General features: G+C 62.1%; 18 protein-coding genes and 1 pseudogene. 12 read left to right on the top strand and 7 right to left on the bottom strand.

Annotated features, from left to right (window positions below):
• Window positions 1-372 precede the first annotated feature (372 nt).
• From AC1DZP_RS30230 to AC1DZP_RS30210, 5 genes are all read left to right on the top strand, one after another.
• The gene (locus AC1DZP_RS30230) at window positions 373-1,557 is read left to right on the top strand and encodes an ROK family protein (RefSeq protein WP_477307455.1); all 1,185 of its coding nucleotides are present in this window, start codon (window positions 373-375) and stop codon (window positions 1,555-1,557) included.
• A gap of 111 nt (window positions 1,558-1,668) precedes the next feature.
• Window positions 1,669-2,979, top strand: coding sequence for an ABC transporter substrate-binding protein (locus AC1DZP_RS30225; RefSeq protein ID WP_457154143.1), 1,311 nt, complete (start codon window positions 1,669-1,671; stop codon window positions 2,977-2,979).
• Window positions 2,980-3,058: 79 nt separating this feature from the next.
• Window positions 3,059-3,979: a carbohydrate ABC transporter permease gene (locus AC1DZP_RS30220; protein WP_477307453.1), complete on the top strand. Its 921-nt coding sequence runs from the start codon at window positions 3,059-3,061 to the stop codon at window positions 3,977-3,979.
• On the top strand, window positions 3,979-4,881 hold the full coding sequence (locus AC1DZP_RS30215) for a carbohydrate ABC transporter permease (RefSeq protein ID WP_457153239.1): 903 nt from the start codon (window positions 3,979-3,981) through the stop codon (window positions 4,879-4,881). Before AC1DZP_RS30220 ends, AC1DZP_RS30215 begins: the two co-directional genes overlap by 1 nt.
• A 25-nt stretch (window positions 4,882-4,906) precedes the next feature.
• Window positions 4,907-7,048 carry a beta-galactosidase gene (locus AC1DZP_RS30210; RefSeq protein ID WP_457153240.1) on the top strand — a complete coding sequence of 714 codons (2,142 nt, stop codon included), beginning with the start codon at window positions 4,907-4,909 and terminating at the stop codon, window positions 7,046-7,048.
• A gap of 390 nt (window positions 7,049-7,438) precedes the next feature.
• Here AC1DZP_RS30210 and AC1DZP_RS30205 read toward each other — a convergent pair whose 3' ends face one another.
• From AC1DZP_RS30205 to AC1DZP_RS30185, 5 genes are all read right to left on the bottom strand, one after another.
• Window positions 7,439-7,768: an L-rhamnose mutarotase gene (locus tag AC1DZP_RS30205; RefSeq protein WP_457153241.1), complete on the bottom strand. Its 330-nt coding sequence runs from the start codon at window positions 7,766-7,768 to the stop codon at window positions 7,439-7,441.
• A gap of 10 nt (window positions 7,769-7,778) precedes the next feature.
• Entirely contained in the window at window positions 7,779-8,525 is a 747-nt protein-coding gene (locus tag AC1DZP_RS30200; protein ID WP_457153242.1) for an SDR family NAD(P)-dependent oxidoreductase, read from the bottom strand.
• A gap of 12 nt (window positions 8,526-8,537) precedes the next feature.
• Window positions 8,538-9,212: a GntR family transcriptional regulator gene (locus tag AC1DZP_RS30195; protein ID WP_457153243.1), complete on the bottom strand. Its 675-nt coding sequence runs from the start codon at window positions 9,210-9,212 to the stop codon at window positions 8,538-8,540.
• 277 nt (window positions 9,213-9,489) lie between these two features.
• A complete protein-coding gene (locus AC1DZP_RS30190) occupies window positions 9,490-10,161 on the bottom strand; it encodes an ATP-binding cassette domain-containing protein (RefSeq protein ID WP_457153244.1) in 672 nt (223 codons plus the stop codon).
• Between the two features lie 87 nt (window positions 10,162-10,248).
• On the bottom strand, window positions 10,249-11,427 hold the full coding sequence (locus tag AC1DZP_RS30185) for a Gfo/Idh/MocA family protein (protein WP_477307449.1): 1,179 nt from the start codon (window positions 11,425-11,427) through the stop codon (window positions 10,249-10,251).
• A 151-nt stretch (window positions 11,428-11,578) separates the two neighbouring features.
• Between AC1DZP_RS30185 and AC1DZP_RS30180 the strand changes: the two genes are divergently transcribed.
• Window positions 11,579-11,809 carry a hypothetical protein gene (locus AC1DZP_RS30180; protein ID WP_457155697.1) on the top strand — a complete coding sequence of 77 codons (231 nt, stop codon included), beginning with the start codon at window positions 11,579-11,581 and terminating at the stop codon, window positions 11,807-11,809.
• Between the two features lie 940 nt (window positions 11,810-12,749).
• Here the strand turns inward: AC1DZP_RS30180 and AC1DZP_RS30175 are convergent.
• On the bottom strand, window positions 12,750-13,670 hold the full coding sequence (locus AC1DZP_RS30175; protein WP_477307447.1) for a LysR family transcriptional regulator: 921 nt from the start codon (window positions 13,668-13,670) through the stop codon (window positions 12,750-12,752).
• 125 nt (window positions 13,671-13,795) lie between these two features.
• On the opposite strand from AC1DZP_RS30175, the gene AC1DZP_RS30170 reads away from it, so the two are divergent.
• On the top strand, window positions 13,796-14,221 hold the full coding sequence (locus tag AC1DZP_RS30170) for a RidA family protein (RefSeq protein WP_457154942.1): 426 nt from the start codon (window positions 13,796-13,798) through the stop codon (window positions 14,219-14,221).
• A 332-nt stretch (window positions 14,222-14,553) separates the two neighbouring features.
• Here AC1DZP_RS30170 and AC1DZP_RS30165 read toward each other — a convergent pair whose 3' ends face one another.
• Entirely contained in the window at window positions 14,554-15,447 is an 894-nt protein-coding gene (locus AC1DZP_RS30165) for a LysR family transcriptional regulator (protein ID WP_477307445.1), read from the bottom strand.
• 150 nt (window positions 15,448-15,597) lie between these two features.
• Here AC1DZP_RS30165 and AC1DZP_RS30160 point away from each other — a divergent pair, with 150 nt between their 5' ends.
• The 5 genes and pseudogenes from AC1DZP_RS30160 to AC1DZP_RS30140 form a co-directional block, all read left to right on the top strand.
• Complete coding sequence (locus tag AC1DZP_RS30160; protein WP_477307443.1) at window positions 15,598-16,788, top strand: MFS transporter; 1,191 nt, start codon at window positions 15,598-15,600, stop codon at window positions 16,786-16,788.
• Window positions 16,785-17,253, top strand: a pseudogene (locus AC1DZP_RS30155) (cyclophilin-like fold protein). Before AC1DZP_RS30160 ends, AC1DZP_RS30155 begins: the two are co-directional and overlap by 4 nt.
• 19 nt (window positions 17,254-17,272) lie before the next feature.
• Window positions 17,273-17,668, top strand: a complete 396-nt coding sequence (locus tag AC1DZP_RS30150; protein WP_457153445.1) for a (R)-mandelonitrile lyase — start codon at window positions 17,273-17,275, stop codon at window positions 17,666-17,668.
• Window positions 17,669-17,694: 26 nt separating this feature from the next.
• Window positions 17,695-18,711 carry a zinc-dependent alcohol dehydrogenase family protein gene (locus AC1DZP_RS30145; RefSeq protein ID WP_477307441.1) on the top strand — a complete coding sequence of 339 codons (1,017 nt, stop codon included), beginning with the start codon at window positions 17,695-17,697 and terminating at the stop codon, window positions 18,709-18,711.
• A gap of 56 nt (window positions 18,712-18,767) precedes the next feature.
• The coding region (locus tag AC1DZP_RS30140; protein ID WP_477307439.1) for a lipocalin-like domain-containing protein at window positions 18,768-19,155 on the top strand (388 nt) is incomplete at its 3' end.

Below are 19,155 nucleotides of genomic sequence, written 5' to 3'. Positions count from 1 at the left end.
GCGTTGCCGCGTGGCGGCTCAACGGACGCCCCAGAAAGACCTTGCTCTATCAGACCCCAGCGGAGAAGTTCGCTGAGTGTGTTGCAGCGATCGGTTGAACCCGCCGCCAATAGCGGTCATTGATGACGGTTCCGCGCTAAAGGCGGACGAGCTCGTAACCGATTGAAGCAACCGGTGGCAGTCATTTGCACGAGTAAGCGCAATGACACCGGAGGGCTCGGGCGCACGCCGGTGATCGCCGCAATCATCGAACGGACTACCACGGCAGCTTTCACTGCGGAGCGACAACTAGAAAAAGGCGGACTCTGGCACGGTTCTGGTCTATGCCGACGCTCGTTGCCGGTCCGCCGGCCTTTTGCAACTGGTCCATGAATGAAGCGCCAGCCCACGACGTCGAGCCTGTTACGCCGACTCAATCGTTCGGCCGTGGTGGATTTGATCCGCACCGACGGAGTGGCATCACCTTCGAGCCTCGCCGAGCGACTGAACATCAGCATCCCGACGGTGATGCGGGTGATCGAGGATCTGATTGCCGAGGATTTGGTGGCGTATGACGGGTTTGACGAGCCTAATGTCCGGGGCCGTCCCCGGGCACGCATCAAGTTCCGCGGCGCGGCGCATGCGATCATCGGCATCGAGGCCGGCAAGGGCGAGTTCTATGGCGCCGTGGCCAATCTCGAGGGCGTCGTGCAGACCGAAATGCACGAGACCGCCGACGATGATGGCGAGCGCAATTTCGAGAAGCTGGTCGGCCTGATCCGCCGGCTGATGGCGGTTCCCCGCCCGCGCGGCCAGACCATTCGCGGCATCGGCATTGGCCTACCCTCGATCGTCAGGCAGCCGGAGGGCGAAGTAGTGCTGACGCTCGGGCTCGGCTGGCGCGACATGCCGTTGCGGGCGCGGCTCAGCGAACATTTTCAGATGCCCATCGTCATCGAGAACGGGCGCAACCTCGCCGCCGTGGGCGAATGGSGATTCGGGGCCGGGCGTGGCGCCGACAGTGTCGTGAGCCTCTCGATCGGGCCCGGTGCCGGCGCGGGCGTAGTGATCGACGGCAAGCTCTATGGCGGGCACTCGCATGCGGCGGGCGAGCTCGGCTGGTATCTCGATGACCCCCTCCTCACCGGGCGGCCGTTCGAACATTTAGGCGACAAGCAATCGCTCCGCTTTTTCGGCATCCCCGAACAGGCGACCAAGATGCTCGAAGAGGCCAACACCCAGTATGCGGCGGGAAAGCTCACCCTGGCTGCCGTCACCGACCGGCGGGCGGACCAAATCGCGCCAGTCGTGACCGAACTGCTCGACTATGCGACGATGGCGGTGGGCAGCGTTGCTGCCTTCATGAATCCCGAAATCATCGTACTGGCGGGCCGGATCGTCGGCGGCGGTGATCTGGTGCTCGATGTGCTGCGGCATCGCATCAAGGGCAATGTGTACGACCCGCCGCGCCTCGTGATAGGCGCGCTGGGGCACCGTGACATCGTGCTTGGAGCGGTGCGCCTGGTGCTCGATGCGACGACCCTCAACCCTGCCGACAGCCTCGTGATGGCCGACTGACGATCAATCGATCGCAATTGACAGCGACTGTATGTCGGCATTAAGTTTCTAACTGAAAGAAAACCCGCGCCCTGCGTCGTGTGGGAGCGTATCTTTCGTGGGAGGACTTCAATGACGAAGATTTTCAATCCGCTTGGGCGGATGATGCAGCGTCGTGACTTCTTGAAAGTTGCGGGTGCGAGCGTTGCGGTAGCGGGTCTGCCTGCGGCAGTTCGCGCTGCCGAGCCCGTCAAGGTGCTTGTGTGGTCGTGGGTGCCGAATCTCCAGCTTGAGGTAGACATGTTCAACGCCGCGCATCCGGGCATCCAGATCGAACTCGTGAATCCCGGCCAGGGGGACCCGTTGTATAACGCGCTCCGCGCGGGCGTGCAGGCGGGCAGCGGCCTGCCGGACGTCGCCCAGATCGAATACCAGCACCTCGAGAGCTTCCGCCAGGTCGACGCCCTCGCAGACATCGGCCAGTACGCCAATGCCCATAAGGGCGAGTTCCCCGAAGGCCTATGGGCGCAGGTCGCCATGGGCGATGTGGTCAACGCCACGCCGCAGGATTACGGTCCGATGGCGATGCTCTATCGCAAGGACATCTTCGACAAGCATGGGATCACGCCGCCCACCACCTGGGCCGAGTTTGCCGATGCGGGCAAGAAGATCCATGCGGCCGATCCGACTGTGTTCATGACCGACGCGCCGTTCGGAGCCAACGCCGACTGGGTCTTGGGTCTGTTGTGGCCGATGGGCTGGAAGCCGGTTAGCCGCGATGGCGACAAGCTCGTGATCAGGATCAACGACAAGATTGCTAAGGACTTCGCCGCCTATTGGCAGGACCTTATCACCGCGGGTGTTATCGAGACCAAGCCGGGCTTCAACAATGAGTGGTACACCGGCCTCGACTCGGGTCGCTATGCCACCTGGCTCGCTGCGGGCTGGGGTCCGCTGTTCCTGACCTCGGTCGCCAAGACCAGCGTGGGCAAATGGCGTGCCGCCGATCTGCCGCAGTGGGACGCGAGCAAGTTCGTGACTGGCGCTTGGGGTGGCTCATCGCTGGCCGTGATGAAAGCGACCCAGCATCTGCCCGAGGCCGCCGAAGTCGCGATCTGGTTGAACACGAATCCCGAAGCCACAAAGCTCTACACCACCAAGCAAAACTTCTTCCCCTGCACCAACGCGCTGCTGTCGAGCCCGGAATGGGCGAGCGCCAAGCCGGAATTCTTCGGCGGCCAGGAGGTGAACAAAGTGTTTGCCAAATCGGCGAGTGCCGTGGCGCCGTTTGAGTGGAGCCCGTTCCAAGGCTTCCTCTACCAGTCGATGTCCGATGAATTCGGCGCCTCGATCAGCGGCAAGGGCACGCTCTCGGATGCGTTCGACCGCGTCCAGGACGCCGTGGTTACCTACGCGAAGGACCAAGGCTTCACCGTGGCCTAACTCCTCCCGGGCACCGGCCGGGCGCGCCTTGATCGGCGCGCCCGATCTCTTCATCTTGCCGGACGGGGGACCCATGGCAATGTCGAATTCGCCAACCGCACCGACGCGCCCAGCGCGATTGGGCGGTTTTACGTCACGAAAGCTCGCGCCCTATCTGTTCCTGGCGCCCTTCATGCTGCTGTTTATCGCCTTCATCGTCGCGCCGCTGGTCTATGCGTTCTACATGAGCCTCTACCGCGACACGCTGGTGGGCGGACGGCAGTTCGCGGGTGCAGCCAGCTACATCAAGGTCGCGGACGACGCCAAATTCTGGGGCGGCGTGTGGAACCTCGTTCTGTTCGGCATCGTGCAGGTGCCGATCATGCTGGCCCTGGCGTTGTTGTTCGCCATCGTGCTCGATCGTGGTCAGGTCTATGCCAAGGGAGTCTGCCGGCTCGGCTTCTTCCTCCCCTACGCTGTGCCGAGCGTGATCGCGACGATCATCTGGGGTTATCTGTACGGCCCCACCTTCGGCCCGTTCACGCAGATGGCCAAGGCGTTCAACCTGCCGCCGCCGGACTTCCTATCGCCGGGCGCGATGATCTTCTCATTGGCCAATATCGTGACGTGGGAATATGTCGGCTACAATATGGTGATCTACTACGCCGCGCTGAAGGCGATCCCGTCGGACCTCGCCGAGGCCGCGCGGATGGACGGCGCCTCGCCCTGGCAATTTGCCCGGCTGATCCAGCTGCCGCTGCTGTGGCCGGCGATCCTGGTCACCATTATCTTTTCGATCAACGGCACACTGCAGCTGTTCAATGAGCCGTACTTGATGCGCGCGCTCGCCAGTAACACCATCAATTCGAGCTACACGCCGAACCTCTATGCCTATTCTCTGGCGACTAAGAACCAGCAGTATGGCTATGCGGCCGCCGTTTCGTTCGTGCTTGGCATCGTGATCGCCGGTGCCTCCTACATCTTCACCCTGATCGCCAACCGCCGTCGGCCGGAGCAATGATGACTGCGACCACCGACATCGCCACTTTCGAAGCTGCCAGGCGCCGGCCCGGCGAAAGGCGGCGCTCGCGGATCATGCTCACGCTGCTGCTGTCACTGTTCCTCCTCTACAGCTTCATGCCGCTGGTCTATCTGGTCCTATCGGCAACGAAGACGAATGGCGACCTGTTCACCACGTTCGGCTTCGGCTTCGGCACCGAGTTCAACCTCTGGCAGAATCTGAGCGATCTTCTGGCGCGCGACAACGGCGTCTTCCTGCGCTGGATGTTCAACAGCCTACTCTATTCGACCGTCGCCGGGCTCGGTGCCGCGATCTTGGCTACCGCGGCAGGCTATGCGTTAGCCAAATTCAAATTCGTCGGCCGCAATCTGCTGTTTGCGCTGGTCTTGGGCGCTGTGATGATCCCGCAGACGGCCCTCGTCGTGCCGACCTTCCTGCTGCTGGCGCTTTCGGGACTCAGCGACAATCCGCTGGGCGTGATCCTGCCCTCGATGATCTCGCCGATCGGCGTCTATCTGATGCGCGTCTATATCGAGCAGGGCGTCGACGACGAACTGCTCGACGCAGCGCGTCTCGATGGCGCCGGCGAGTTCGTGATCTTCCGCGCCATCGTGCTGCGGCTGGTGGCGCCGGGTATGGTGACCGTGGCGCTGCTCTCGTTCGTCGGGACCTGGAACAATTACTTCCTGCCGCTGATCGTGCTGCGCACACCGGAGTATCAGCCGATCACGGTGGGCCTTGCGACCTGGTATCAGCTCGCGCAACAGGGCGGTGGCGGCGGACAGGTGCTGTTCTCGATCATCATCACCGGCGCGCTGGTCAGCATCATCCCGGTCATCGTGGTGTTCCTGCTGCTGCAGCGGTTCTGGCAGGGCGGCCTCACCGCCGGCGCCATCAAATAGAACTATCGCCTGGAGTTTTCCGACTATGACGACTGCCTCGAAATCCGCCCCGCTCTCTGTCTGGCGGCCGATCGCGACCGACACTTTCCTCGTCGGTACCCCGCATTACCCGGAGCATGTCGATGAGAGCTATTGGCAACGCGACGCCGACCGCATGGCAGCCGCGGGCTTCAACGCGGTGCGACTTGCGGAATTCGCCTGGCATATCTTCGAGCCGCATGAGGGGACGTTCGACTTCGATTTGTTCGACCGCGCCATACATGGGCTGGGCAAGGCTGGCATCAAGACCATCATGTGCACGCCGACGGCGACGCCGCCGCGCTGGCTGACGGCGCGTTATCCCGAAGTGTTGCGCGTCGATGCCAATGGCCGCGCCATGTGCCATGGCTCGCGCCAGCATGCCAATCTTGCGAGCGGCGTGTTCCGCGAGCATTCAAAGCGCATCACTCAAGCGATGGCCGAGCATTATCGCGGCAATTCGCACATCATCGGCTGGCAGACGGACAATGAGTTCAATACCTCTGGATCGCTGTCCTACGGTCCGGTGACTCTGGCCGAGTTCCAGGCCTTCCTCAAGGACAAGTACAAGACCATCGCCGCGCTCAACGATGCGTGGGGCGGGCATTTCTGGGCCACCGCCTACGACGATTTCGATCAAGTGGTGCTGCCCCTCGACTACGCTCCTGCCCCGGTCGGGCCGACCCATGTGGTCGACTATCACCGCTTCCTCGCCTTCGTCACGGCGCGGTTCCAGCACGATCAGGTGCTGATCCTGCGCGCCACCAATCCAGACTGGTTCGTCTTCCACAATTTGGGCCGGATCGACGACATTGACTTCCGCGGCGAGTTCTCGACCGATCTCGATTTTCTCGGCTTCGACATCTACCCGCATCTCGATGACGAGATGCAGCGGGTCGGAAGCGTCGGCGAGGCGCAGGCGCTGCGTCTCGATCTCTGCCGCGGCTTCACCGGCAATTTCATCGTGCCCGAGCAGCAATCGGGCTTCGGTGCGCAGCCGAACTTCTCGACGCTGACGCCCGAACCCGGCGAGATGCGCCGCATGGCCTATACGTCAGTGGCGCGGGGCGCCGATGGCGTGATGTTCTTCCGCTGGCGGCCGGCGCATTTCGGTGCCGAGATCTATTGGATGGGCATCATCGATCACGACGACATCCCTCGGCGGCGCTATGACGAGGCCAAGCAGTTTGCGGGTGAGGTCACGGCGCTCAAGGACAAGATCCTCGGCACGCATGTGCGCATGGATTTGGGCATCGCCGGATCAGATTTCGACAATCAGGAGATGCACCGCTCCTGCCCTATCGGCATGCCGAGCCCCCAGGACGATGCGACGCTGCTGCACCGCTATTGCTACCGCCACAACATCGCCTGCGGCTTCATCCATCCCGAGGATGATCTCAGCAAGCTCAAGGCGCTCTACGTGCCGCATTGGCTGAAATGGACCGATGCGTGGACGGCGCGGATCGAGGGCTTCGCCAAGGCGGGTGGAACGGTAATCCTGGGCGGCCGCACCGGATCACGCGACGTCAACAACCACGTCATCCGCGACACCTCACCGGGTAAGAGGCTCTCGGCGCTGGCCGGGATCACGGTCGAGGAGTTCGGGTTGCTGACGCCGATCGGCGGCGAGGGCCTGTTCGAGCATGGCGGCCGCTTCGGCGCCAACACGGTGCGTAAGAAGCTGCCGGCGACGTCGGCGAGCCGCCAATACGAGCTCAAGATCGGGAATGCGCAGGTGACGGCGGCGCATCTTTATGAGCTGCTTAACGTCGCGCCCGGCACGGAGGTTATCGGCAGCTGGGCCAGCCGCTTCGCCGAGGGCCAAGCCGCGATGACTTCGCGCAAAGTCGGCAAGGGCAATGTGATCTACCTCGGCACGTACCTCAGCGATGCTCTGGTCGAGGTGCTGGCCGATCAGGTGCTGGCGCCCGCCGGTATCGTCCCGCTCGTCGCCGACATGCCGGCCGGCGTCGAGGCGACGATCCGCGAAAGCAAGGACCGCCGCCTGCTGTTCATCCTCAACACGCTGGGCGAACTGGCAAGCATAGGCAATGTCCCCGCGGGCAAGGATCTGCTCGGCGATGGCAAAGTACGCGGCGGTAAGCTGTCGCTCCCGGCCTATGGCTGCAGCATCATCGAACTCGACTAGGGATGCTGTCGCGAGGCCTTGGGCAACGCTCAATAACTTCTGTCCCGGTGATCTTAGATTGGCAGCAATGTCCACTCTAGGCGTCTTTGTGCCGCCAGGTCCCACGACTTTCGGTGCGACCATCACGAACACGCTCCTTTCGATCGTCGCAGGCAACGGCTGGCGCTGTGGACCCGTGTCCGCTTGGGCCAAACCCGGACATCATGTCGCCCAAGCCGAACGACGGCTTTGAGGACCGGTGAATTTGATCTCAACAGCCGACAAGGCGCAAAGCGGTCATGTGCGCTTCTACTGAAGAGAGCCCGCTTTGGGACCCAATGCGGATACCGAAATCTCATGTGAACCTCGCGCCGAAAGCAAACTTACAGGCAACGGCTGCGAATGGCCCTGTCAATCATGGTGGAAGACCTCCACCATGCGTGCCCACCACTCGCCTTCGCCGCGGGTCTCGAGCGGCTCCTGCATGGGATCGCAGATCGTCCACCATTTCTGTATCGCCGGGTCTTGCGCCATCACGGCGGCATCGGCGGCGAAATCGTTGCCGTGATACTCCCAGTAAGCGAAGAGGATGTTCTCGGGCTCGCGGAGGAAAATCGAGTAATTGCGAATGTTGGCTCTCGTGATGGCGGCAAGGACATCCGGCCACACGGCCGCATGCAGTTCCCGGTAGGCCGGGATCACGGCGGGCTTCAGTCCAATGCACAAACCCATTCGCTGCATGGTCGCTTCCTCAATAGGTGGTCCGGCCACCCGAAAGGTCGAAGACCGAAGCCGTCGTGAAAGAGTTATCCTTCGAGACGAGCCAGGCCACCATGGCGGCGGCTTCTTCAACTTCCAGGAAGCGCCCGCGGGGAATGCGCACCAGCATGTAGTCAATGAACTCTTTCGTGAGTGTTTCCAAGATCCGGGTATTGGCCGTTGCGGGGGTGATGGCATTCACGGCGATGTCGTATTTGGCCAGTTCCTTGCCCAGTGACTTGGTGAGCCCCAGCACGCCGGCCTTGGCGGCAGAGTAAGCCGACAAGCTCGGATTGCCTTCTTTTCCGGCCACCGACGAGATGTTGACGATGCGGCCATAATTCCGCGCCTTCATCGACGGGATCACCACCTTGTTGACGTAGAAGGTGCCGTTGAGATTGATCTCGACGACCTTGCGCCATTCGTCGGGATCATAATCCTCGACGGTCGCATTCTTGCCGGCGATGCCGGCAGAGTTGACGAGGATCGACACCGGACCGACCTCGTTCTCGACTTCGGTATGGACGCGCGACAGGCCGGCGAGATCGGTGATATCGATCTGTTTGGCCGAGGCGCCTTCGCCGAGCGCGCCGACCGCCAAGCCGAGCGCGCCGCTGTTGTTGTCCCACAAGCTTACCTTCGCGCCGGACTTGATCAGACGCAGGGCGATGGCGAAGCCAATGCCCTGCGCCCCGCCGGTCACCACGGCGGTCTGGCCGTTCAAGTCGATATTGTTCAAGGTTTCATTCCTTCATGAGATTGAGTCGGCCGCGATCTCGAGCGTGTTGCGGAGTGAAGTTGCCAAATGTTCACGCATGCATTGCGCCGCATGCGGGGCGTCTCCGGTCTGCATCGCCTCCAGGATTAGCCGGTGCTGGCGGATCGTCACCGCACCCAGACCGGGTTCGGGTATGGCGAGATGCCGGCCGCGATCCATCTGCGCCTTGGAAATGTCGACGGCGCGCCACAGCATATGCAGTCCGTTCACCTCGGCGATCATGCGATGGAAGGTGTCGTCCAACCGGATCGCCTCGGCAAAATGACGACGCCCTATGGCGAGTTCGTGCGCGGCGATGTTGTCGGCGAATGCTTCGGCGGCCGTCGTGGTCAAGCGACCTGCCGCGCGTGAGGTGCTTTCCGCTTCCAGCGCCGTGCGAATCACGTAGGCTTCCTCGAGCGCCCTGCGGCTGATCGGCGCGATGAATGTGCCGTTCTGGGCAAAGACGTCGATCAGACCCTCGTCGCTGATGCGTTTCAGCGCCTCGCGCACGGGCGTGCGCGACACGCTGAGCCGCGCTGCGAGCGTCGCCTCGATGACAGCTTCTCCCGGCCGCATGCGGCCGCTGACGATCAGCCCGCGCACGACTTGGTAAACCTGTTCGCTCAACGCGACACCGCGTTTCAGGCGTATGGCTTCGATATCCAACTTTTGGCATCCGGTGCGAGAACGAGTCCAATGCGCCTTGTCCGGACCCCTGGTGGAAAGTCGAGGCGGGAAGTGTCCGCCTCGACTTGGGTCATTGTGAGCCCGTTACTTGGCGATGCAGGTATCTGCAGTCTCGGGCGTGCACACATCAAGGCCGGTATTAGGTCGGGTCCTGCGGAGCGGGCTTGCCATCCTTGATGTCCTTCAGCGCCATCATCGTCTTGTAGGCCATTTCGAAGGGCCCGCTGGCCGACCTGGCCTTGCGAAAGCCCCTCCTTCATCTGGTCGATCTGGGTCGGCAGCGTGTCCGCGTAGACGACGGCGAGTTCCTTCTTGGCGATCTTGTCCTTGAATGGCGCATCACCGAAACGCCTTGGGATTTGAGGCGCCGGATCAGTTCTAGCACTTCGGCGACCTGGCGCACCGAAATGGCCGCGGTCGGTTCGTCCATCAGCACCAGCTTGGCTCTGGAAAGACGCGTACTAGCGATCGCCACCGCCTGGCGCTGACCGCCCGACATCTTCCGAACCAGATCGCGCGGGCGGGTTTCTGACTTGAGTTCAGCAAACAGCGCCGCCGATCGGTCGATCATCGCTTGCTTGTCGAGGATGCGAAATGGCCAGAAACCCTTCTTGATCTCCCGCCCAAGGAACACGTTCTGCGCGGCCGTCAAGTTGTCGGCCAAGGCAAGGTCCTGGTAGACTACTTCGATGCCCTGGGCCCGCGCCTCGATGGGCTTGTGGAAATCGCAAACCTGATCGTCGACGAGCACCTTACCGTCGTTTGGCGGGAAGTTGCCGGCGATCAGTTTGACCATTGTCGACTTGCCGGCGCCGTTGTCGCCCATCAGGCCCACAACCTCGCCCGACTCCACAGTAAAGCTGACATCCGTCAGGGCGCGGATTGCCCCGAAACTCTTCGAAACGCCACGGACTTCCAGAAGTGACACTTTTCTCTCCCTTCCCCGTGCGAGCCGAAATCGGTCCGAACGGCCTGTTTATCCGCGCTCTGACGGCTGCGGTTTACGCGACGACCCTTAGCCGACACCTTCCAGATTGACCGGCGCTGCAACCTCCTCGATGGTCGCCCACCGCCGCGACCGGGCGGACCGCAGCACCGCGTCCACCACGGCGTCGGCCGCAAGGCCATCTCGAAAGTTGGGCACAACCTTCTCTCCAGTGCGAAGGCCGCTAAGGAAGTCGGCGACCTGATGTACGAATGTGTGTTCGTAACCGATCTGGAGGCCCGGCACCCACCAGGCCTTCATGTATGGATGGTCGCTGTCGGACACGTGAATAGTGCGCCAGCCGCGAAGGGCGGCTTCGTCATGGTGGCTGAAGTACTGAAGCCGGTGCAGGTCGTGCAAATCCCATGCGATCGAGCCGTGTTCGCCGTTCACTTCCAGCGTAAAAAGCGCCTTGTGGCCGCGCGCGAAGCGGGTCGCCTCGAAACTTGCGAGCGAGCCGTTGGCAAACCGGGCAAGGAAAAGGCCGGCGTCCTCCGCCGTGACGGCTTCGCGCTTGCCGCTCAGCGCATGCATGCGTTCACGGATGAAAACCTCGGTCATGCCGCACACCTCGGCAAACGGCCCGACGAGCCAAAGTGCCGCATCGATACAGTGGGCAAGCAGATCGCCCGTGACGCCGCTCCCTGAGCGGCTGGCGTCGAGCCGCCACGTACCCGGCCCGCCTTGTGGYAGATCCGCCGACATGGTCCAGTCCTGCAGGAACTTGAAGCGGCTGTGGAAGATCTGGCCGAGCCGCCCTTCCTCGACCATCTGCTTGGCCAGCGCCAGCGCGGGCACCCGCCGGTAATTATACCAGACCATATTGGCGACGCCCGCACGCTCCACCACCTCGACCATGCGCCGCGCCTCGGCGAGCGTGGTTCCGAGCGGTTTTTCGCACGCCACCATCTTACCGGCTTTCGCGGCGGCCATCGCTATCTCGGCATGGGTGTCATTCGGACTGGCGATGTCGATAAGATCGATGTCGTCGCGCTCGACCAGTTTGCGCCAATCCGTCACATGCGAGCCGAAACCCCATTGGGCGGCAAAATCCCGGGCCTTGGCTTCGTCGCGTGAGCAGACCGCCACCAATTCCGCRCCCGCTTCCTCGGGAAAAAAGCGCCGCACCTGATGATAGGCATTAGAATGGGTACGGCCCATGAAGCCGGTGCCAACGAGCCCAACCCTCAAGCCCCGGTTTGACGGCACGTCATTCTCCCAAAACTCCCCTAGCAACTATCTTGACGCCTAGCGAAAGAGTGTCAATCGAAATTGGTATATTAGTGTACAACACACTAGCGGGCCCATCGCGGGTCTGAGCGTTCTAGAGGCCGGCACTAGAAAATGTCGGGGCAGGCTGTTGGCGGGCAAGAATTTTGAACTTCTGTTTGAGAAGCAGTTTTCGCTTTTATTGATCGCCGCTATGCAAGCCAATGTAGCCTGCAATCGGAAGAGCCAAATTACGGCTCATGGAGCCACCACGACCTCCAGCGCGTTCTCGTGCGACAGTCAGCTTTCAGGAAACGGCGAAGCTGAAAAGCGCCGTTGCGTCGTGGAAGACGTACGTCAATTTTCGGGGGTCAGAAGCTGACGTTCGCTGACGCCTAGATCTGACCCAAGTCCGCATTCACAGCAGGTCTGAAAGCGAACAGCAGTCTGATCGAGCTTCCTGGAAAGACCCGCATCATGGAGTGCAAGATGGCCTGTATGTGCCTATCCAAGTCGAGCTCGCCCCGTGCCTCAACAGTCAAGCGGCCTTGGCCAGGCGGTCGCGCCGACCGGTCGCAGGATAGGAGCAGATAGCCAGCAATGCTTGCTCTTCAAGTTGGTCTGCCCTCATACGGTCGTGCCGGCTGCAGCCCGCTCGATGAACAACCGCATGGAGTGCATTATAAGTAGTCTCATGGGCTGAGATCAGAGCCTGCAATTCGGCTGAGGTACCTTCCTCCTCTGCAAACGTCGGTTCAACGACAGACGCAATTGCGGTCAACGCAAGAAGCGTACGGCGGGTGACTCCGGGCATGCCTCATATCCTTGCCGTCTGATGAGTTCCGGCACAGCATAGCACCGGCGCAACGGTCCGCAGAGGTACTCTGCAACGCGATCACACTATCTGCTGACAAAAGGTCCCGCCCCGGCAGCTGCCCGCCTATCGTTGACGGGGTTGAGCTCCGTGAAAATTGAAAGTCGCCCGGTAGTAGAGCGCCTCGCCACGACAAACCGGTCGGCCGTTGATCTGGCCTCGCGACGTCAGCGATCTCGCCCGCTGGCTGCCAACTGGCTGCAACCGGCTGATTTGGATGGGTGGGAAGCTGCCGTTCGGCTCAACGCCAGAACAGCCACGTTGCGCAAAGTACCAAGCCAGTACTTAGACGTCGCGTTTGGGGCCGTAACCGGACTGTCAGGTCTCGGCAGGCATTTGAGATAAGCTGCCGTTCTCCATACGACCCCAATTCGGTCGTTCAACGAGCCCGGCCAAATGGCCAAAAGCGGTCAGCCCTGTTGAGAAGGCATAGATGCGCTGAGGGCTCTCACAAATCCGTCGTTTTCCCGCTTTGCGCCAGACGTTGAACGAGCAGATCAATGAGCATTCGGACCTTCGAGGGCATATAGCGACGATCTGGATAGAGCGTGTATACCGGTAGCGGTTCACCTTGATACTCTGCCAGAAGGGGGACCAACCTTCCCGCTTCGAGATCGGCCGCCACAATTGCGCTTGGCAGACTGGCGATGCCGAGTCCCCCAATCGCTGCGGCACGCAGGCCATCGGCGCTATCCATGACCATTCTCGCTTGCGCATGCCTAACTTTCACCAGTTCATCACCGGCCTGAAGCGACCAGGCCATTAAGTGGCCGTCGCGGCCAAATGCCAGATGATCATGTTCGTTTAGCATTTCGGGGTTGTCTGGCTGGCCGCGTTTGGAGAGGTAGGACGGCGCGGCGCACAGGACTCCATCGATCCGATCAATGACGCGGCTCACAAGGCCGGTGCTGAATTCAAGTCCCCCTATGCGAACCGCGAGATCATAGCCGCCACCAACGAGGTCACTGATGCGATCGGAAAATGTCACCTCTGCCCTGATCTCTGGCCATTGGAGGAGGTATTCCTGCAGAACCGGCAAGATGCGTAGCCGGCCATAGGCATCAGGAACGGACAGTTTTATCGTGCCACGGGGCTTTTGCTCACGGTGCCGGACTGCCGCCTCTGCTTCTTCCAGATCTGCCAGCAGCGAAACGCAGCGTTCGTAGAAAAGCAGGCCGTCCGAAGTGGGCGAAACTCGGCGCGTACTTCGGTTAAGCAACCTTGCGCCAAGACGCTCCTCCAGCCTGATAACGGCCTTCCCCACAGCCGATCGCGTTATGCGCAGCGCTCGCCCAGCCGACGTGAAATCGCCAGCGTCCACCACAGCGATAAACGCCCGGATGACTCCGATATCGAGTTCGTCTCGCAACAGGTATCCCCCGTCCGTTGTGTGGGGACACACATTCCCCAATAGGTCGCTTATATCGCGAATTGTAGCGCCAGAACACCTCCCGTTCCCAGTCGCGCGTCAAGCAAACACGATGGAGAATAGCTATGTCCGCCATGTCCCCTCGCGATACCGCCCCGGTGGTTCGTCACAATCCGTCAACGATGTGGGATTCGACCGCGAACGGTCACTCACAAATCAGCGTCGCCCAGGCAAGGCAGTTGGCCTACCTGTCGGGGCAGATTGCATCCCCGCTCGACGGCTCGGCGGTGCCAGAGACAGTAGGTGGCCAAGCGGAGCTCATTGCCGATAGCTTGAAGGCTGCCCTCCAAGAACTAGGCGCCTCGACAGACGACATCGTTATGCTCCGCATCTATGTTGTCGATGGCACAACAGAGCGCTTTCTCGAGGCCTATGCACCGATCCAAGCGATGCTTGCCGGAACAATGCCGAGTCTCACCGTGTTGGGGGTGCAGTCCCTCTTTACCCCAATGTTGCAACTCGAAGTGGAGATGGTCGTCCGCGTCCCATGACGAAGACAGGTGGAGGTCGGGGCCCAACCATGGCTGCTTTCAGGAGGACCTGAACGAGCCATGCGACGGTTGAAATGAGGGCGCTTTTCGGACAGGCAGCTTCGGGCCGACTGCAGACTGTCTGGTTCGGAGAGCCTGATGGGGATAGCAGCCGTTCGCCGGGTCCGATTCCGCTGTTGTCGCCGAATCTGGAGCTGCAGCACGAGTTGTAGCGCAATTACGGAGCGGGTTTCCGCCCGCCCTAATCTAGAATACGTCCGCGTCGTCCCCTCACCGAATCAGCGCAAGGCAAGCTGTCCGCAGCGTAGAAGTCAGAGTGGATTGGCTTGGGGTCAGATGCGATGTCGGAGCGCCTCGACGACTACGGCCATCGCAGGCGAGAGCTGCCGCCTACTCGGGTAGTAGAGGTGATAGCCCGCAAATGGCTGACTCCAGTCGTCAAGCACCAGCCTGAGGCGTCCGCTGGTGATGTGGTGGCTTACGAGATTTTCCGGGACATAGGCGATCCCGCAACCGCGTATCGCAGCCTCGATCATGGGTATGGACGAATTGAAGGTGAGTTGGCCTTCCACCCGCACGCGAAGGTCGCGCCCATCCCTGGCGAATTCCCAGGCATACAATCCGCCGAAGGTCGCCTGTCGCATGTTTATGCAGTCATGATCGACCAGATCCTGGGGTGCGGTTGGCACCGGATGGTGGGCAAAGTACTCTGGCGAAGCCACGGCCACGAGCCTCCAATCCGGACCGATCCGCACTGCGATCATATCCCTGTCGATGCTCTCGCCGAGCCGCACGCCTGCGTCAAAGCGCTCCTCCACAATGTTCTTCATGCCGTTGTCGCTGTAGAGCTCGACGCGCACGTCGGGATAGTCGCTTAGCACGGGCTGCAGCTTCGGCCAGACAGTCGTCTGGAGCGCATGGTCGGACAGAGTGACGCGGACCGTTCCGGAGGGTTTGTCGCGAAAGGCCACCAGGCTTGCAAGGTCGGCCTTGATTTCCTCGAAGCGGGGAACAAGAGATTGGAAAAGCCGCTCGCCGGCCTCGGTCGGGGCGACACTCCGCGTCGTGCGCGTCAGCAGACGGACTCCAAGACGAGCTTCCAGATCCTTGATTGTCGAGCTTAGGGTCGACTGCGAGGTACCGAGCTTGGCCGCCGCCTTGGTGAAGCTGCGCTCGCGGGCGACAGCCACAAACCAGAGCAGATCTTTCATGCCATCGCGCTGCATGGGTCACCTCCAATCGGACATTTATATCATAAGCAGATAAGTCCATGCGAATTACTCAGACTAATAGAATGGGTTCCTCGCGATATATTCCGGGCATGGCGACGAAGAAGGCGACTGATCCGCCCAGCTGCGTTGCAGGGATGCCAACTAATGGAAACGACCTACGACACCCGATTCATCGAAGACCGCGCCGCGTGGGGTGCGGTGCTTTCGATGGCGCTTTGCGTCTTTGTGCTTATCGCGTCGGAATTCATGCCGGTGAGCCTGCTCTCCCCGATCGCGGCCGATCTCGACATCACCGCAGGCCGCACCGGACAGGCGATTTCGATTTCGGGTGCTTTCGCTGTCGTGACCAGCCTGCTGGTTGCCGGCCTCACGCGCCGGATTGACCGCCGGCTGGTCGTGACCGGCTTTACCCTTCTCCTCATCGTCTCCGGGCTCGCTGTCACCTTTGCGCCGAATTACGCGTCCCTCATGGTTGGCCGCGCGCTGCTCGGAATCGCCATCGGCGGCTTCTGGTCGATGTCGACCGCGATCGTCATGCGCCTGATGCCGCAAGACATGGTTCCGAAGGGCCTCGCCATGCTGAACGCTGGCAATGCCCTTGCCGCCACGATTGCCGCACCGCTGGGCAGCTTTCTTGGCGCCTATGTGGGCTGGCGCGGCGCTTTCTTTCTCGTCGTGCCGCTCGGTCTGCTGGCGCTGGTCTGGCAGTGGATCAGCCTTCCTGCGCTGCCCCCGCGCCAGAGGAAACGTCCAGGCAATCCGCTGGCGCTGCTGGGCCGTCTTCCAGTCGCCATCGCCATGGCGTCCATCATGATGCTGTTCATGGGCCAGTTCGCGCTTTTCACCTATCTGCGCCCCTTCCTCGAGAGCGTCACCCAGCTTGATATCGCCGCGCTTTCGGCGATCCTGCTGGCAATGGGGCTGGCGGGGGTCCTCGGTACCTGGTGCGTCGGCCGGCTTTTGCGGACGCGCCTGTTCGGCATTCTCATAATCATCCCTCTGGTCATGGCCGCGCTAGCAGTTGCGCTCGTTGCCTTCGGTGCCTCGCCAGTTCCCACAGCGCTGCTGCTCGTTGCCTGGGGTTTCTTCGGCACGGCCGCGCCCGTTGGCTGGGGCACGTGGCTCAGCCGCACTTTGCCGGACGACGCGGAGGCTGGCGGCGGGCTGCAGGTCGCCGTCATCCAGCTCGCCATCACCGGGGGCGCGGCCCTCGGCGGCACGCTCTTCGATACGGTCGGCTGGTGGGGAGCGTTCACTTTTGCCTCGATGTTGCTCTGCGGATCGGCGCTCGCCGCCTTCGCCGCAGCGCATATAGCCCGGAGATCCTCGCAATGATCATCGAGCATGCGACGCTCAGCCGCCGGACATTGCTCGGCGCCGCGCTCGCGGTGGCGGCCTCGCCGCGCGCAGCCGCCAGCCAAGAGGGCAAGGCCCCAGCCAGCCGGGAGCCCACCGACATGAAGATAAGGATGACTTTTAACGGCCGCGCAATGACCGCGACGCTCTACGACAATCCGTCGGCGCGCGACTTCTTCGCCATGCTGCCGCTGGACCTCAAGATCGAGGACTACGCGCGTAACGAGAAGATCGCCTATCTGCCGCGCAAGCTAACGGAGGAGGGAAGCGGTCCGTTCGCCAACGAGCAGCCCTATGACCTCTGCTATTTCATGCCCTGGGGCAACTTGGCAATGTTCTACGCCGACTATCGCCATCCCGGGCTGATCAGGCTCGGCCGATTCGACGAGGGCGAACAGGCCCTGCACATTCGCGGCGAGCTCGCTCCGCATCGAACGCGTTTGATGACACAAAGGAGATCACCATGGACATTGTTCGCGCTGGAACGAGGCCTTCCGGCAAGGGGCCGGCTGATTGGTTCACCGGCACGGTGCGGATCGACCCGCTCTTCAACCCCTTCGACCCCGAGCGGGTGCAGGGCGCGCAGGTAACTTTCGAGCCGGGCGCCCGCACCGCCTGGCACACGCATCCGCTTGGGCAGACGCTGATCGTCACGTCCGGCCTCGCCCGCGTCCAGCGCGAGGGCGGCCCGATCGAGGAGGTCCGGCCCAGCGACGTCGTCTGGGTCGCGCCCGGCGAAAAGCACTGGCACGGCGCGTCGCCGCAGACCGCCATGACCCATATTGCTCTCCAGGAGGTCAAGGACGGTAAGGTGGTGGACTGGCTGGAACATGTCAGCGACGCCGACTACGGCGCCTGACGTCGATTGATCGAAAGGAAAGCAAAATGCTCGCAACCCTTCTTTACAAGCCTGGCGACATCCGCTGCGAGGAAGACGCCGATCCGAAAATCCTGCGCCCGACGGACGCCATCATCAAGCTCTCGGCAAGCTGCATCTGTGGATCGGACCTGTGGCCCTATAGAGGGCTCCAAAACGTAGACGGTCCCATGCATATGGGCCATGAATATTGCGGAATCGTCGTCGAGGTCGGTGCAGAGGTGCGCACGGTGCGTCCCGGCCAGTTCGTCGTCGGCTCGTTCTGCCTCTCCGACAACATCTGCCCGCATTGCCGCTTCGGTTTCCAGTCGTCCTGTGTGCAGCGCGAGTTGATGTCGGGCGCGCAGGCGCCTTATGCCCGCGTGCCGCTGGCCGATGGCACACTGGTCGCCACTGCCGAGGTGCCGTCGGCCGAACTGATTCCTGACCTGCTGGCTGTGTCCGACGTGCTCGGCACCGGCTGGTATGCGGCCGACGCGGCCGAGGTCCGCGAAGGGTCGACGGTGGTGGTCGTCGGCGACGGCGCGGTCGGCCTGATGGGTGTGCTGGCGGCCAGGGAGCTGGGCGCGGAGCGCATCATCGCCATGAGCCGCCACAAGAGCCGTCAGGACCTTGCCCGCGAATTCGGCGCGACCCACATCGTGGCCGAGCGCGGCGAGGAAGGCATTGCGCGCATCAAGGAGCTGACCAAGGGCGTCGGCGCGGACTCCGTGCTGGAATGCGTCGGCACGGGAGAATCTTTCGACCAGGCGCTGGCCTGCGCGCGGCCCGGCGGCACGATCGGCTATGTCGGCGTACCGCATGGCGTGAGCTTCGACGGCCAAAGACTGTTCTTCGGCCAGAAGCGGATGCTGGGCGGCCCGGCGCCGGTTCGCCGCTTCCTGCCAGACCTGATGGACCGCGTACTCAAGGGCAGCATCAAGCCCGGCAAAGTCTTCGACCTCAAGCTGCCGTTGGCCGAGGTCGCCGAAGGCTACCGCGCGATGGACGAGCGCCGCGCGATCAAGGTCATGCTCTCCGTGTGAACGAAGACTGGGAGGACAGCCCGTTCGCGCTCACATCAGATAAGGAACAAAGACATATGACGATGAGATGGAGGATCGCCGCCTTTGCGCTCGCGCTTTCGGCCGCCACGCCGGCCCATTGCGGGGAGTCCCCGATCGTCGGCGCGTGGCGCATGACGTCGCTAGAAGTCGGCGCGGGTGGAAACCTCAAGCTCGTACCGTATTCCGGTCAGGTTATTTTCACCGAGGCCGGCACTCTCTCGGTACAGGCGCAGAATCCCGAGGCCAAGGCGCCCGACACGCCTTACACAAGGAATGGCTACGAAGCCTATTACGGACCCGTCGCCATCAACGACCGGGACAAGACCTTCGTCATCACTGTCGAGTCTTCCCTGGTCCGCAATCTTGACGGGCAAAGCATGAAGCGCAAATTCGACGTCTCGGATAGTAAGCTGGTCCTCACGC

This window comes from Mesorhizobium sp. P2_F8, from assembly GCF_056403655.1.
Note: the sequence above shows the minus strand (reverse complement) of the source record. Positions and strands in the feature narration are given on the sequence as shown.

What these genes read in the sequence shown, in the direction of transcription:
- AC1DZP_RS30225 (WP_457154143.1), top strand. Translation starts at nt 1,669, where the DNA reads ATGACGAAGATTTTCAATCCGCTTGGGCGGATGATGCAGCGTCGTGAC.
- AC1DZP_RS30220 (WP_477307453.1), top strand. Translation starts at nt 3,059, where the DNA reads ATGTCGAATTCGCCAACCGCACCGACGCGCCCAGCGCGATTGGGCGGT.
- AC1DZP_RS30215 (WP_457153239.1), top strand. Translation starts at nt 3,979, where the DNA reads ATGACTGCGACCACCGACATCGCCACTTTCGAAGCTGCCAGGCGCCGG.
- AC1DZP_RS30210 (WP_457153240.1), top strand. Translation starts at nt 4,907, where the DNA reads ATGACGACTGCCTCGAAATCCGCCCCGCTCTCTGTCTGGCGGCCGATC.
- AC1DZP_RS30205 (WP_457153241.1), bottom strand. Translation starts at nt 7,768, where the DNA reads ATGCAGCGAATGGGTTTGTGCATTGGACTGAAGCCCGCCGTGATCCCG.
- AC1DZP_RS30170 (WP_457154942.1), top strand. Translation starts at nt 13,796, where the DNA reads ATGTCCGCCATGTCCCCTCGCGATACCGCCCCGGTGGTTCGTCACAAT.
- AC1DZP_RS30165 (WP_477307445.1), bottom strand. Translation starts at nt 15,447, where the DNA reads ATGCAGCGCGATGGCATGAAAGATCTGCTCTGGTTTGTGGCTGTCGCC.
- AC1DZP_RS30160 (WP_477307443.1), top strand. Translation starts at nt 15,598, where the DNA reads ATGGAAACGACCTACGACACCCGATTCATCGAAGACCGCGCCGCGTGG.
- AC1DZP_RS30150 (WP_457153445.1), top strand. Translation starts at nt 17,273, where the DNA reads ATGGACATTGTTCGCGCTGGAACGAGGCCTTCCGGCAAGGGGCCGGCT.
- AC1DZP_RS30145 (WP_477307441.1), top strand. Translation starts at nt 17,695, where the DNA reads ATGCTCGCAACCCTTCTTTACAAGCCTGGCGACATCCGCTGCGAGGAA.